General features: G+C 52.4%; 9 protein-coding genes. 3 read left to right on the forward strand and 6 right to left on the reverse strand.

The window, feature by feature from the left end; genetic code table 11:
* Positions 1 to 55 precede the first annotated feature (55 nt).
* Positions 56 to 2,116 (reverse strand): AsmA family protein, encoded by a 2,061-nt coding sequence (locus FDW88_RS09865; RefSeq protein WP_135911249.1) that lies wholly within the window; start codon positions 2,114 to 2,116, stop codon positions 56 to 58.
* Between the two features lie 78 nt (positions 2,117 to 2,194).
* The gene (gene pdeH, locus FDW88_RS09870; RefSeq protein WP_096759173.1) at positions 2,195 to 2,962 is read right to left on the reverse strand and encodes a cyclic-guanylate-specific phosphodiesterase; all 768 of its coding nucleotides are present in this window, start codon (positions 2,960 to 2,962) and stop codon (positions 2,195 to 2,197) included.
* Positions 2,963 to 3,192: 230 nt separating this feature from the next.
* Here pdeH and FDW88_RS09875 point away from each other — a divergent pair, with 230 nt between their 5' ends.
* Entirely contained in the window at positions 3,193 to 4,122 is a 930-nt protein-coding gene (locus FDW88_RS09875; protein WP_096759172.1) for a sugar kinase, read from the forward strand.
* Positions 4,123 to 4,221: 99 nt separating this feature from the next.
* Here the strand turns inward: FDW88_RS09875 and FDW88_RS09880 are convergent, their stop codons facing one another.
* The 3 genes from FDW88_RS09880 to hmsP all read right to left on the reverse strand — a co-directional run bounded on the left by FDW88_RS09880 (position 4,222) and on the right by hmsP (position 9,387).
* Positions 4,222 to 5,715: a pitrilysin family protein gene (locus FDW88_RS09880; RefSeq protein ID WP_137362479.1), complete on the reverse strand. Its 1,494-nt coding sequence runs from the start codon at positions 5,713 to 5,715 to the stop codon at positions 4,222 to 4,224.
* Positions 5,716 to 5,936: 221 nt separating this feature from the next.
* Positions 5,937 to 7,223 carry a dicarboxylate/amino acid:cation symporter gene (locus FDW88_RS09885; RefSeq protein WP_115257217.1) on the reverse strand — a complete coding sequence of 429 codons (1,287 nt, stop codon included), beginning with the start codon at positions 7,221 to 7,223 and terminating at the stop codon, positions 5,937 to 5,939.
* A gap of 178 nt (positions 7,224 to 7,401) precedes the next feature.
* Positions 7,402 to 9,387 (reverse strand): biofilm formation regulator HmsP, encoded by a 1,986-nt coding sequence (gene hmsP, locus FDW88_RS09890; protein WP_096759169.1) that lies wholly within the window; start codon positions 9,385 to 9,387, stop codon positions 7,402 to 7,404.
* Positions 9,388 to 9,811: 424 nt separating this feature from the next.
* Here hmsP and megL point away from each other — a divergent pair, with 424 nt between their 5' ends.
* Positions 9,812 to 11,008, forward strand: coding sequence for a methionine gamma-lyase (megL, locus tag FDW88_RS09895; RefSeq protein ID WP_096759168.1), 1,197 nt, complete (start codon positions 9,812 to 9,814; stop codon positions 11,006 to 11,008).
* A gap of 119 nt (positions 11,009 to 11,127) precedes the next feature.
* Complete coding sequence (locus FDW88_RS09900; RefSeq protein ID WP_135911248.1) at positions 11,128 to 12,426, forward strand: amino acid permease; 1,299 nt, start codon at positions 11,128 to 11,130, stop codon at positions 12,424 to 12,426.
* A 44-nt stretch (positions 12,427 to 12,470) separates the two neighbouring features.
* On the opposite strand, the gene FDW88_RS09905 is transcribed toward FDW88_RS09900, so the two are convergent.
* On the reverse strand, positions 12,471 to 13,673 hold the full coding sequence (locus FDW88_RS09905) for a sigma-54-dependent Fis family transcriptional regulator (protein ID WP_137362480.1): 1,203 nt from the start codon (positions 13,671 to 13,673) through the stop codon (positions 12,471 to 12,473).
* Positions 13,674 to 13,771: the final 98 nt, after the last annotated feature.

The raw sequence follows: 13,771 nt of genomic DNA on the forward strand, positions 1-13,771 counted from the left end.
TCATCCGGCCTACGTTGAGCATGAAATCCAGGCCGGGTAAACATCCGGCCAGACATCACTTCTTCATTTGCGACAAAATCGTCCGGCACTGATTAGCCTCACCTTCTGACGGTGAGATCAGTGCCAGCAGGGCGGCAGCCGGTGTGACGAGCGTTGCCAGTGCCGCGGCGACGGCCCCACGCGCAATCAGCGGCCCTGCTTTCACTCCGGCCTGCGGATTTTTGAATGTCCCGCGAACATACAGCGGTGAGCGCAGCGTAATAATACGAATGCCTTTACTCTCCGGATCGACGGTTAAATCCAGCTGTTCAGAGGCAAAACTCGCTGTTCCCGTAACATTGATAACCGCATTTTCGGTATCAAAAGCAAAAATTTGCGGGCGCGCAACGCCATTGACGATATCCAGATTCGCCGCCGCACAGTTCACTCGCACTTCGTCATCACCAAATATCTGTCCGACGATATAGTTGCCCAAATTCAGCCCCACTATTTCCATCAGGTTTCGACTGATCAACCCGTCGTTCATCAACAACTTCAGGTTGCCATTACTGTTTCCGAGCAGCGCAGCCACCGAATTCCCGCTCCCGCGAAATTCGGCATCACCGTTCATTTCACCGAGCGTTTTCTGCATCAGTTCTACATCCGGCATCAGCTCTTTCAGCTTCAGACGACGCGCCTGAATAGTCGCCCGGCCCTGCATCGGCTTTTTATCCCCTTCCAGATGAATGCGAGAGACGATGCTGCCTCCCGCCAGACCAAATTTCAGCGGCTGCAGTTGCAGGTCGGCATTGTTCAGGATGATATGGGCGGAGAGATCGCTTACCGGCAGGCTGCTGCCGTGCTCAATACGCCGTCCCTTGAAGCGCACATCGGCATCCATCACGTTCCATTTATCGGTTTCGAAACGGTCGTACGGCAAGACTTTATCCGCGGGCTGAACGCTCTTCTCGCCTTTACGCTGTTCAGATTGTTTGGCGCGTTGTGCACCTTTACCGGAATCCACGCCAATCAGCGGCCCTAAATCCGCCAGCCGCAGCTGGCGCGACTCAACGTCGCCTTCCAGTTTCGGGCGCGGCTGACCGGTGGTGTAAGCCAGCGTGCCGTGAATATCGCTGTCGCCGATGCGGCCATTAAAGTCGCGATAACTAAATACGGCAGATTTCTCGCTGCCTATTTTGGCCACCAGCCGCCCGTCAGTTTCAAAGGGGGGAGTATCCGGCAGCAGAACGCCGGTCAAATCGTACAAATCCCCGAGCGAATCACCGGAGAATTTCAACTGAAGATCGACGCCGCCCATATTCATCGGGTCATTTACCGCACCGACAAAGGCCACCCGCGTATTAGCTGAACGGAAATCGGCCTGCACCGGGAACGGTGTGCCTTCGCCGCGTAACGCCAGCATTCCACCGATTTTTCCACTGCCGGTTAGCGGTTCACCGCGATACCGCCCTTGTGCCTTCAGGCCGAAAACGTAATCGCCAACGTTGGCACGCTTTTCTGTGCTTTTCGTTCCCGTCACTTCGCTAAAGGGCAACGGCTTGCCCAGCGGATCAACGACGATCTCAATCTCCGATTGGGTGATCTTATCGTTGATGGCGATACGTCCTTGATCGAACAAAATATTATCGAGTCGAAATGACCAGGCTGAAGGCGGGGTGTTGGGATCGGGGTTTTCACTCCCCGCGAGGGTAAAGGTCCAGTTGTTGTTTTTCTCCGACAGGCGAATAAGCCGCGCGTCCGGTTTCACCAGCTTAATCCACGGTAGCCAGACGGTTTTGGTCAGCAACGCCAGCGGCGCGAGCGTGGCTTCAACGCGCGGGAGATGCACCATGGTGATGTCAGGGATATCCGGCGGGTTGCCGAGGATAATATCCTCCGCATGAATGTGCGGCCACGGAACCCAGCTTCGCCAGCCGGTTTCCTGCTTCTGGCGTTCCCAGACGACACCCAAATCACCGCGTATCGCGAACGGTCGGTTGAGCTCAGTAGAGACTTTCTGGTTGATGGTCGGTTTGAGCCGGTTCCAGTCAAATGTCGCAATCACGATGATGAGTACGACGATCAACAACAAGAAAACCCCTGATACTGCTGTGGTTATTTTGCCTGCTTTCGTCATCTTTTACCTCCTCACTTTCTTCCTTGCCTGTTCTAAAGATAGTCCAGCAGGGTTAAAAGGAGGCCGATGACGCCAACATCACAGCGACAATATCACCTCTTCAAGGGTATTCAGGGGAACCGGACGCGAGAGAAAGTAGCCCTGCGCAGCGAACGCCGGTGAGTTTTGCACGTCGCGCCACTCTTCCAGTGTTTCCACACCTTCAACAATCACGCCGCGGCAATAACGGTTCATCAACTGCAGCAGCAGTGTGAACAGGTTGCGGCCTTCCGGCGTCTGGCGCAGCATAATAAACAGATCCCGCGCTACCTTAATGTAGTCATAGCTGACTTCGCTCAGAGCGGAGAAATTCGCCATCCCGGTGCCAAAGTCATCCAGCCAAAGCGGACCAAACTCGCACATTGAGGCAAATGACGCTCCCTTCGGTAAACGAATATGCTCCACCAGTTCAAAGCGCAGCCACGGCAGGCATTCAATGATTTTCAGTATGTCGGGATCCTGGCGCATCGCCAGCAGCGTCGGGCCATCGACGTTCACCGACGCCAGCAGGTCGTGGGCTCTGAAAAAGTCGCTTTTCAGTTGGAGTTGCAGAAGCTGCTCTTTCACCACGTCAATACGATGACGTACGGCTATTTCGGCAAAATAGCGGTCCGGCGCAAGACGCTGGGCAGGATTGTCAGGATGGCTCACTACTGTCAGCAGTTCAACGGCCATCAGCCGCCCATTGGTCTGGTAAATCGGCTGGTAGGTGTAAGCACGCTCGCACTGCAGCCAATAGCGTCTCTCCAGCAAGCTCTCGATACTCGCATCAGGCGTAATTAGCTGCTGGGTAACCTGCTTTATCATCTGAGATGTCCTGTAAATAAGAGTGTGACTGACCGGACTCGTCAAAGGTTATCGGCGCTCGGGCGCAGAACTTTACGTTCAGCACATCGCAAAATAAAAACCAGGCAGCAAAAAATTGCGCAGAATACGCGTTGGCTCAAAAAATTAATGGAACGATGTTTTAATATAGTTGACCACTTAACACCCACAGCGCACACTACCGTTAATTTTTTTCAGAGCAGGTTACGACTATGTCCAGCAAGATTGCCGTGATTGGCGAATGCATGATTGAACTGTCACAGAAAGGCGCAGACGTTCAGCGCGGTTTCGGTGGCGACACGTTGAATACATCCGTTTATATCGCCCGTCAGGTCGATTCTGCGGCCCTTTCTGTACACTATGTCACGGCGCTGGGCACGGACAGTTTTAGCCAACAGATGCTGGAATCCTGGCATGGCGAAAACGTCGATACCTCATTAACGCAACGCATGGACAATCGCCTTCCGGGTCTCTATTACATTGAGACAGACAGCACCGGCGAACGTACCTTCTATTACTGGCGTAATGAAGCCGCGGCAAAATTCTGGCTGGAGAGTGAACAATCCGCCGCCATTTGCGAAGAGCTGGCGACGTTCGACTACCTTTACCTGAGCGGTATAAGCCTGGCGATCTTAAGCCCGACCAGCCGCGAGAAACTGCTGTCACTGCTGCGCGAATGCCGCGCCAACGGCGGAAAAGTCATTTTTGACAACAACTACCGCCCGCGCTTGTGGAGCAGTAAAGAAGAGACGCAGCAGGTGTATCAGCAGATGCTGGAGTGCACCAATATCGCGTTCCTGACGCTGGATGATGAAGACGCGCTGTGGGGTGAAAAACCCGTTGCTGAGGTCATTGCCCGTACCCACGCGGCCGGTGTGCAAGAAGTAGTGGTGAAACGCGGCGCAGACTCGTGCCTGGTGTCTATCAATGGCGAAGAGCTCATTGATGTACCGGCGGTAAAACTGCCGAAAGAGAAAGTGATTGATACCACTGCCGCGGGCGACTCGTTCAGCGCCGGGTATCTGGCCGTACGCTTAACCGGTGGTGATGCCGCAGAAGCCGCCAAACGCGGTCATCTGACGGCCAGCACGGTGATTCAGCATCGCGGGGCGATTATTCCCCGCGACGCAATGCCGCAGTAACTTATTGTTCTTGTAGGCCGGATAAGGCGTTAACGCCGCATCCGGCATTGGGTACGCCGGGGGCGCTTCGCTTGCCCGGCCTACAGGTTACGATACCCTCTACTGTACTGACGGAATATCCGTCACTTCAGGATGCGACTCATCGGTTTCAACCGACGCTGCCGCAGCGGCCACCGGCGCCATGATGGCATCCCACGTTGCCTGCAGATCCTTCATATTGAATTCCGGCTCACCCTTCGGCTGCAGCAGAATGAGTGCCATTTCTTGCGACAGTTGCTGGCGCAGGTCCTGATTCAACATTTCTACGGTCAGGCCATTGAGGAAGTTCTGGCGTAAACGCTGGTATTGTTCCGGCGCAATATCCACCACCTGATTTTGCAGCGAGCGCAGGCGCTGGCTGATTAAGATATCGGTATCGGTTCGGCCATAGGTGGCAAACAGCTTCTGCAGTTCCAGATTTTTTTGTGCCACCAGCGCGTTAAATTCATCTTCCGGCAGCCCCTTATCACGCACTTTCGCCAACTCACGCGCCACCGTACCCAGATTCGCATTCAGCTTATCATTCGGTGACTCAACGTTAATGGCGCACTGCGCACGCAGGAACAACACCCGACAGTCAAAGCCGAGGCCGATATCTTTCGCATTGTTTTTAGTAAGCGTCTGCTGAATGTGCCAGAACAGCGCTTCACGGGCTAAATCAGCACGCCAGTAGCGCAACAGCGCGGCAGATTCACGAATCGGTTGCCACGGCGTATCCCACATGATTGAGAGGCGATCCTGGCGTACCGCATCGGTCATAATGCTCACCGCTTCAGCGCGTAGCGGAGAAAGTGTCGGCACCGGTGCCGGAGTCTCACGTTTACCTTTTAATTCGCCGAAGGTTTTGTTGATTTGCTCTGCCACGTTACGTGCGTCAACGTTGCCGACGATAATCAGCGTCATGGCATCCGGGGTATACCATTTCTGGTAGAACGACTGGATTTTCTCAGCATCGACCGGGGTTTTCAGCGGATCGGCAGGATCGTGTCCCAGCAGCGTTGATCCTTTCAGTCGGTAGCGCCACCAGCCTTCTTTGGTGTCCACCGGCCAGGTTGTCACCATATCTTCGCTACTCAGCGCATGGTTGATGGTTTCTGGCGTGATGGTCAGTTTGCCGGAGATAGTCGCCAGATAAGAGAGCGACTCTTTCAGCAGGTCGTTACGGCTGTTGGGCAAGCTGAGGTTATACAGTGTGGAATCATAGGAAACGATAACAGGCGGCATTGGACGCTTGGGATCGAACCCCTGCTGCCACAGTGAACGGGCTTGCGTGGCATCAAGGCCACCGCTTTGCGTCAGCGCGATACGCGGGATCGCATGGCTGAAACCACTCTGTTGTGTATTTTCGGTGAGTGAACCGGTATTAACCAGCAGGCGAACCTCGATACGGTCGCTGGGGCGCTGGGGGGTGGCTAATACTTGCCACTGTAAACCGTTTGCCAGCGTACCCTGTTGCCACGCCGGGTCAGGCTGGAGCGCATCTGCCTGCACATAGCCGGCAGAGGCCATCATCAGCAAGCTGCCCGCTAAAAGTCGAATTTTTGTGCCCTGCATGTGAACCCCTGATCAACAATCCTGGTAATAAAAAGACAGCCCTGAACAGGACTCTCTGAATATGACGTTAAAACACTTCGTGTTAGACCGCGAAAACATAAAAATGTCACGGAAGAAGTGAAAAAATCCCGAAGCCATCGGATCGACGGCTTCAGGTACAGGGGGTAATTATGCGCAGGAGCCCGTAGCCCTACAAGGGACTACGGGCAGAAGTGACGAGATTAAGAGGATAAATCGTGCGTTTTGCCATCCTGCGCACGGTTATTCAGCGTGTCATCCAGCTTTTTGGTATCCAATTCTTTCACCCACTTAGCCACAACGACCGTGGCCACACCGTTACCAATCAGGTTGGTCAGCGCACGGGCTTCAGACATAAAGCGGTCAATACCGAGAATCAACGCCAGACCGGCAATCGGTAAATGGCCCACAGCGGAGATCGTCGCCGCCAGGACAATGAAGCCACTTCCGGTGACACCCGCAGCCCCTTTCGAGGAGAGCAGCAGCACCACCAACAAGGTTATCTGATGGAAGATATCCATATGACTGTTCGTGGCCTGAGCGATAAACACCGCCGCCATCGTCAGATAGATCGAGGTCCCATCAAGGTTAAACGAATAACCGGTAGGGATAACCAGCCCGACCACCGACTTCCGACAGCCCAGTTTTTCCATCTTATCAAGCATACGCGGCAGCGCGGACTCGGAAGATGATGTCCCCAGAACGATCAGCAATTCTTCACGGATATAGCGGATGAACTTGAAGATGCTAAAGCCGGTTGCACGAGCAATAGACCCCAGCACCACCACCACAAACAGAATACAGGTGATGTAGAAGCAGATAATCAACTGCCCCAGCTGTACCAGCGTACCGACGCCATATTTACCGATGGTAAAGGCCATGGCCCCGAAAGCACCGATTGGCGCCAGGCGCATGATCATATTGATGATGCCGAAAATGACCTGCGAGAAGCTTTCAATCACGTTGAAAATCATTTGGCCTTTGCTGCCCAGACGGTGCAGCGCGAAACCAAACATCACCGCGAACAGCAATACCTGCAGGATGTTGCCGCTGGCGAACGCGCCAATGACGCTACCTGGGATAATATCCATCAGGAAGCCCACAATCCCCTGGTCTTTTGCCTGCTCAGCGTAAATCGCGACAGCTTTGGCATCCAGCGTGGCCGGATCAACGTTCATCCCGGCACCGGGTTGCACCACGTTGACAATGATAAGACCGATGATCAGCGCAATCGTACTGACTACTTCAAAATAAAGCAGTGCAACCGCACCCGTGCGGCCAACTGCTTTCATACTTTCCATGCCTGCAATGCCGGTAACGACAGTACAGAAGATGACGGGAGCGATGACCATCTTAATGAGCTTAACGAACGCGTCGCCAAGCGGTTTCATTTGGGCGCCCAATTCAGGGTAGTAATGGCCAAGGAGAATACCGATGGCAATCGCTGTCAGGACCTGAAAGTAAAGGCTTTTGAATATTGAGGTTTTCATAGGGTGTCCTTAAAGTAAAAACCACAGGTCTTGTAAGGTTTTATTTAACCTGCGGCCCTAAAGTAACACCCACACAACATGACAGAAATGTACAAAGATCATAATTGATACAAAAATGTTAAAAATTTTGAGCTGACTCGCACAAGCGCACCCTTTTTTAAGTTTTGTAATCAGCCCATTACTGCGTTAAATAACGTTCTTCGAAGATATCTGCCGGAACTGGACGGGCAAATAAGAATCCCTGCGCCACTTCCACACCCGCCTGCTCTAACCACGCGCGTTGGGCTTCGGTTTCGACACCTTCGGCAATCATCTGTAAATCGAGGCTGTGCGCCAGCTGAATAATCGCCGTGATCATGCTGCAATCCTCAGGCACGCCGTCGACAAACATCTTATCGATTTTGAGCACATCCACCGGCAGCGACTTCATATGCTGTAGCTGGCGTAAACCGGCGTAGCCCATACCAAAGTCATCCAACGCGATACGCACACCTGCATTACGCAGCGGGCGCAAAATGGCAACGGCCGCGTTGGGATCATCGATATGTCGGCTTTCGGTCACTTCGAGAATCAGCGTGCCGGGCTTCACACGATACCGGTTTAGTAGTTCCAGCAGGTCTGACACCATATTCGGGTGCATTAACTGCAGTGCAGAAAGATTGACCGATAGTGGAAGCATCAAACCGCGCTCCTGCCAGGCAGCAAGCTGGCGGCAGGACTCTTCCAGCACCCAGTACCCGACAGTTACCATCAGACCACAGGATTCAATCCTGTCGATTAACCCTTCCGGCAGTTCCCAGCTTCCATCCGGCTGCTGCATCCGTAACAGCGCTTCCGCACTCAGTATTTTGCCGCTGGCAATTTCTACCTGCGGCTGCATCCACAGCGCAAAGTGCTGGTTGTCCAGCGCGGTAAGAATGTCGTTCTCTTCCGTCAAACGCTGCTGAGCTTCTTCCATTTGCTGCGGGTCAAAGAACTGAATCTGGTTTTTACCCTTCCGGCGTGAGGTGAGTGCCGCAGAGAGCGCACGGCTGTAAAGCTGCTCTGCGGTTAAGTCGCCATAAAACATCGCGACCCCAATATTGCAGTTGGGGCGCAGTTGGATGCCGTGGATAGGCAAACGCTCATTAATGATAGTGAGTACTTGCTGACCTAATGTGATGGCATGCCAGGGTTCCTTCACACCATGCGCAATAATGGCAAAATCGTAGCCACTGACCTGGGTAAGCACCATTCTGGGCGCCAGTACCGACTTGAGTTTTTCGACAACCGTCAGCAGCAGGATTTCCCGCTGAGTTTCGCTCAGCACGCCTGCGGTATCCCGCAACGTTTCGCAGGTGACAATCATCAGTGCTGTGGTCTGCTTACGGGATACAACCTGCTCCAGCAGTCCCATTAAAAACGTTTTGTTGGGCAGTTCGGAGACCGGAAAACGCATCGAATAGTCGCTCAACTCTTCGCTGCGGCGCTGTACCAACTGCTGGTTCAGGTTGTAGCTGCGCACCAGCATGCCAATCTCATCATCCTGATGCAGGCGCGGCAACGCCAGTTGGTAGCCCATTAACGCCTGCTGAGGGATCTCATTCAGTTCTCGGGCTATTTTACGTAACGGATGCACAATCAAGCGGTTAATACACCAGGAGATCGCCACCGTCAGGACCAGGGATAAAAGTAAGTAAATGGTCACTAACGTTGAGAGCGTGCTCATCACGAATTTGTACATACGGTACGAATCTGCCTGCAGCACCAAATAGGCCAGCGGCTGTGGGTTGGCAGAACGCTCCAGAGAATAGACCGGCAGCGAGATCTGCACCGGCAGTTCGAACAGACGCGTCACCGTTACCGGGACCGAACGTTCGGGAATAAAGCTCATCCGCAAAGCCTGAAACTGATTCGGCAGTACCACATCGGCGCGGCTAACCACGCCCGCGGGCTGAATTCGCCGTAAAATCGTCTCCGCTTCGGGGATATCCCCTTTCAGAATGGTGGCCGACAGGGGCTCACGTACAGAGCGGGCGATACTTTCCAGTTGCGTAGCCGTGTTATAGCGGTTCTGCTGTACCAAATGAAACAGCAAAACGGTGCAAAAAATAAAAACAAACACCATGACTACGGCCGCAACCATCGCCATCTGCTTAATTGTTAACGAGCGACTGACACGCAAACTGACTCTCCATGGATAAATAAAACTGCCGTCAGAGTATACCCGATCATAGCGTTATTAAGAGAGGCGCTATCTGAAAAGTTCCCATCGTGTATTTTCGCCGCAGGTTTGACGCCTGGCGTGGAAGTTTACCGACAGAAAGGCGAAAAAGGCCGCAAGATTACGCCTCACCGGACAAGCCCGGCTTATCGATGATTCTGCGGTAACACATCACCCCAACCACTTCGCCAGTACCCCGTCTGCGTGAAGCCTCGCATTCACGTTTATCTCGCCGTAACTGGAAAGTTATTTGCCAGCTGGCAACTTTCCTGACGGCATCTCAAATGATTAAATTACTAACACATTGATATCTATAAATTCATGTTCTGGCACAGCGATTGCTATTTGACTGTGAGCTGTTCTGTTCCGAATCAAAGGAGATATCATGTCTGACTGTCGTGCTTACGGATTCAATACCCAGATCGTTCATGCGGGCCAACAACCCGACCCTTCCACTGGCGCGCTCAGTACGCCTATTTTCCAGACGTCAACCTTCGTTTTTGACAGTGCCGAACAGGGCGCCGCCCGCTTTGCGCTTGAAGAACCCGGCTACATCTATACGCGCCTTGGAAACCCCACCACCGACGCGCTGGAGAAAAAGCTGGCTGTGCTGGAAAGAGGCGATGCCGCGCTGGCAACTGCATCCGGTATTTCAGCCATCACCACCTCGTTGCTGACCCTGTGCCAGCAGGGCGACCATATCGTTTCCGCCAGTGCCATTTACGGCTGCACTCACGCTTTTCTGTCACACAGCCTGCCGAAGTTCGGCATTAACGTCAGCTTCGTCGACGCCGCCAAGCCGGAAGAAATCCGCGCGGCCATGCGCCCGGAAACCAAAGTGGTGTATATCGAAACACCAGCAAACCCAACGCTCTCGCTGGTTGATATTGAAACGGTCGCCGGGATCGCCCATCAGCAAGGCGCATTGCTGGTCGTGGATAACACCTTTATGTCACCCTACTGCCAGCAACCTCTGCTGTTAGGTGCCGACATCGTGGTGCACAGCGTGACCAAGTACATCAACGGCCACGGGGACGTGATTGGCGGTGTGATTGTTGGCAAGCAGGAATTTATCGACCAGGCACGATTCGTCGGGCTGAAAGATATCACCGGCGGCTGCATGAGTCCGTTTAACGCCTGGCTGACGCTGCGCGGCGTGAAAACGCTGGGCATCCGAATGGAGCGCCATTGTGAAAACGCGTTAAAAATTGCCCGCTTCCTGGAAGGGCATCCGGCCATTACCCGCGTGTATTACCCTGGCTTGCCTTCACATCCGCAGTATGAGCTGGGTAAACGTCAGATGAGCCTGCCGGGAGGAATTATCAGCTTCGAAATCGCCGGCGGCCTCGAGGCTGGCAGACGGATGATCAATTCTGTAGAATTGTGCCTCCTCGCGGTCAGTCTCGGTGACACCGAAACCCTCATTCAGCACCCAGCGTCTATGACACATTCGCCCGTTGCGCCAGAGGAACGGCTTAAAGCAGGTATTACCGACGGACTTATCCGTCTTTCTGTTGGTCTTGAAGATCCAGAAGATATTATTAACGACCTTGAACACGCCATCAGAAAGGCAACATTCTGACTATTACGGCCTGAACCGATGCAGATCGGTTCAGGCCGTTGAGAATCAAGGCACAACAGCCTGGCTATACACGTAATTCCTTTTCGGGGGGAGAGCGTGTATTTTCGGCAGGGGGTTCTATGCAGGACAACACATTACAATTAAGCAACACTACAGCAACCGCCGCATCCTTCTCAACAAAGCTACCTTTTACAAAATACGATTTTGGTTGGGTATTACTCTGTATCGGCATGGCAATTGGCGCCGGAACGGTGCTGATGCCGGTACAAATTGGTTTAACCGGTATTTGGGTATTTATTGTCGCCTTTATTATTGCTTATCCCGCCACCTATATTGTGCAGGATATTTATTTAAAAACGCTCTCTGAAAGTGAAACCTGTAATGACTACACCGATATTATTAGTCATTATTTAGGTAAGAACTGGGGCGTATTTCTTGGCGTCATCTATTTTCTGATGATTATCCACGGCATCTTTATTTATTCATTATCGGTTGTTTTTGACAGTGCGTCCTATATCAAAACCTTCGGACTCACCGATGCCGATCTTTCGCAGTCAATTATCTACAAAGTCGCGATTTTTGCGGTGCTGGTTGCCATTGCTTCCGGCGGAGAAAAGCTGCTGTTCAAAATCTCCGGCCCGATGGTGGTGGTAAAAGTTGGCATCATCATTGTGTTTGGCTTTGCGATGGTCCCGCACTGGAACTTTAATAATATCAGCGCATTCCCTGAGGCAGGCGTCTTCTTCCGCGATGTCCTGTTAACCATCCCGTTCTGTTTCTTCTCGGCGGTGTTTATTCAGGTGCTGAACCCCATGAATATTGCCTACCGCAAACGGGTGTCAGACCGGGTGTTGGCTACGCGCATGGTCATTCGTACCCACCGCATCAGTTATATTACATTGATTGCAGTCATTCTGTTCTTCTCATTTTCCTTTACCTTCTCTATTAGCCATGAAGAAGCGGTCTCAGCCTTCGAACAAAATATTTCCGCACTGGCGCTGGCGGCTCAAGTTATCCCAGGACAAATTATTCACATCACCTCCACGGTGTTGAATATTTTTGCCGTACTGACAGCATTCTTCGGTATTTATCTGGGATTCCATGAGGCTATGAAGGGTATTATTCTTAACGTACTGGGTCGTGTTATCGACATTGAGAAAATTAATCCATTGGTTCTGACGCTGGGGATTTGCGCCTTTATCGTCACCACGCTGGTGATTTGGGTGTCGTTCCGCGTATCAGTACTGGTGTTCTTCCAGTTGGGTAGCCCGCTTTACGGTATCGTCTCGTGCATTATTCCGTTCTTCCTGATTTATAAAGTCACACAGCTGGAAAAACTGCGCGGGGTAAAAACCTGGCTTATCCTGCTGTACGGAATGTTGCTGTGCCTGTCACCGCTGTTGAAGCTGATTGAATAACAAATTAAATAACCCGATGACAGCGCCGTCAGCCCTGACGGCGCTTACTCCACGCTCTCCAGCTGATAGCTACGGATTTTATTCAGTACCGTGGTATGCGACACCCCCAACGCTTTGGCAATATGCCGCGATGAAACATTCTCATCCACCATCTGCTCTATCAACTGACGCTCAGCGCACTGAACCTGCTGTTTAAAAGGCTGTCCGCCGCGGGCCTGATTAACTGAGGTTATACTCGCGATATCCAAATCCTCTCGGGTAATCACATCAGATTCTGCCATCAACATCAGACGAATAATGGTGTTTTCCAGTTCGCGCACGTTCCCCGGCCAACCATGATGATGCATCGCATCAAAGCAGCCTTTATCCAAAATTAACCGGCGCTGAAATTCTTTCGCGTATTTCTGCACAAAATGGCGGATCAGCAGGCTGAGATCCTGCGGGCGTTCCCGCAACGGAGGAATAGTCAGGGAGAGGACGTTAATTCGATAATACAGGTCGGCGCGCAACAGGCGTTGTTCGACCATCTCTTCCAGATTGGCGTTGGTCGCCACAATAATACGCACGTTAACCGGAATAATCTGCGCCCCGCCCACGCGGCGGATCCCGCCATCTTGCAGTACTCGCAGTAATTTGGCCTGTAAATTCAGCGGCATCTCACCAAATTCATCCAGGAAAAGGGTGCCTTTATCCGCCATTTCAAACAGCCCTTTTTTGCCTTTACCGTCCGCACCGCTGAAGGCGCCTTTTTCGTATCCGAAGAATTCACTCTCCATCAGCGACTCGGGTAATGCAGAGCAGTTAACCGGAATAAATGGATAAAAGCTACGCTGGCCAGAGTTATGAATCGCTCGGGCCAGCAGCTCTTTACCGGTGCCGGTTTCACCGCGGATCAGGACGGTATACTTGCTGTCCGCAATTCTGATCGCTTTTTCGATCAGTGCCTGCATGCTCTGGCTGCTGCAAATAATGTCTGAAAAATAGCGTGGGCGTTCCACTTCGGGCATCGACAGTTCGCTTATCTCTTCGCAAAAGTAAGCAACGTTAATAATATCGGCACGCTGACTTAAGCTGGATTGCACGCAGGAAATATCCTGCAACTGACGACACCAGGATTTAATCAGGATCCGGCCTGCCGTCACTTTCATTGAGATGATATTGATATCACAGCAGGAAAACTCCTTCAGGACATCCTCAACCATAGACAGGCGATCAATTGTTTTAATATCCCAGCGTATCGTGACCACATTTGCTCCAGGTAGTTAGCAACTGCGAAGTAGATATTTCGGTGACGCTCAAGAATCTGACTACATTCTAGACGCTGTGGAATAATGTTCTGCCAATG

The organism is Citrobacter sp. wls829 (assembly GCF_005280825.1).
In the GTDB taxonomy this organism is placed as follows: domain Bacteria; phylum Pseudomonadota; class Gammaproteobacteria; order Enterobacterales; family Enterobacteriaceae; genus Citrobacter; species Citrobacter gillenii.

What these genes read in the sequence shown, in the direction of transcription:
- FDW88_RS09865 (WP_135911249.1), bottom strand. Translation starts at nt 2,116, where the DNA reads ATGACGAAAGCAGGCAAAATAACCACAGCAGTATCAGGGGTTTTCTTG.
- pdeH (WP_096759173.1), bottom strand. Translation starts at nt 2,962, where the DNA reads ATGATAAAGCAGGTTACCCAGCAGCTAATTACGCCTGATGCGAGTATC.
- FDW88_RS09875 (WP_096759172.1), top strand. Translation starts at nt 3,193, where the DNA reads ATGTCCAGCAAGATTGCCGTGATTGGCGAATGCATGATTGAACTGTCA.
- FDW88_RS09880 (WP_137362479.1), bottom strand. Translation starts at nt 5,715, where the DNA reads ATGCAGGGCACAAAAATTCGACTTTTAGCGGGCAGCTTGCTGATGATG.
- FDW88_RS09885 (WP_115257217.1), bottom strand. Translation starts at nt 7,223, where the DNA reads ATGAAAACCTCAATATTCAAAAGCCTTTACTTTCAGGTCCTGACAGCG.
- megL (WP_096759168.1), top strand. Translation starts at nt 9,812, where the DNA reads ATGTCTGACTGTCGTGCTTACGGATTCAATACCCAGATCGTTCATGCG.
- FDW88_RS09900 (WP_135911248.1), top strand. Translation starts at nt 11,128, where the DNA reads ATGCAGGACAACACATTACAATTAAGCAACACTACAGCAACCGCCGCA.